The sequence below is a fragment of the Ancylomarina longa genome (assembly GCF_003996985.1).
GTDB classification, from domain to species: domain Bacteria; phylum Bacteroidota; class Bacteroidia; order Bacteroidales; family Marinifilaceae; genus Ancylomarina_A; species Ancylomarina_A longa.
Genome location: NZ_RJJX01000151.1, coordinates 1 through 598, shown reverse-complemented (window position 1 = coordinate 598; position 598 = coordinate 1). Strand labels below are relative to the sequence as shown.

1 protein-coding gene and 1 pseudogene are annotated in these 598 nt (G+C 34.0%); both read right to left on the bottom strand.

Going from position 1 to position 598, the window contains the following annotated elements; genetic code table 11:
- A partial coding sequence (locus tag DLK05_RS18285) for an IS3 family transposase (RefSeq protein WP_148114124.1) occupies positions 1 to 356 on the bottom strand: 356 nt, incomplete at its 3' end.
- A gap of 32 nt (positions 357 to 388) precedes the next feature.
- Positions 389 to 598, bottom strand: a pseudogene (locus tag DLK05_RS17655) (IS3-like element ISDde3 family transposase); the annotation flags it as partial.

The following is a 598-nucleotide window of genomic DNA, read 5'->3' as shown; positions in this document are numbered from 1 at the left end:
GTAATGTCGGACACCCAAGCTTGAGATGATGATTGTGGATAAAAGTTCCTCTTTAAAAGGTTTTTAGATATTCTATTAGAATGATTCGAGTCAGTAGTTTGTACTCTGTATTTCTTATTAACTATGCTTTTAATACCCTGACTTTTCATTATCCTAGCCACTCTATTCCGGGATGTCTTAATCCCTTTAAAACTCAATTCTGCATGAATTTTATAACTTCCATAGCGCTTTTTAGATGTATTATAGATTGATATGATTTCTTTAGAGTCTTTTGCATAGGCTATCGACCTAGAAGATTTCTTACGTGATAACCATTCATAAAATCCACTCTTACTAACAGATAAAACCCTACACATATTCTCAACAGTAAAATGATCTTTAAAAGAATTTACAAATTGAAATTTTTGCTGTCGCTCTTGGAGAATATGCTCACTGCCTTTTTTAAGATATCACGATCCATTTGAGYTTGATGTAACTCTGCTTTTAAGCGTGCGATCTCTTCTTGTTCGACTGTCATTACAGGATTACCATTGCCTTTAAAGCTATTATCCTTATAAGTATCGTATTCTCGAACCCAGCGTTGAACCATACTTCTGTC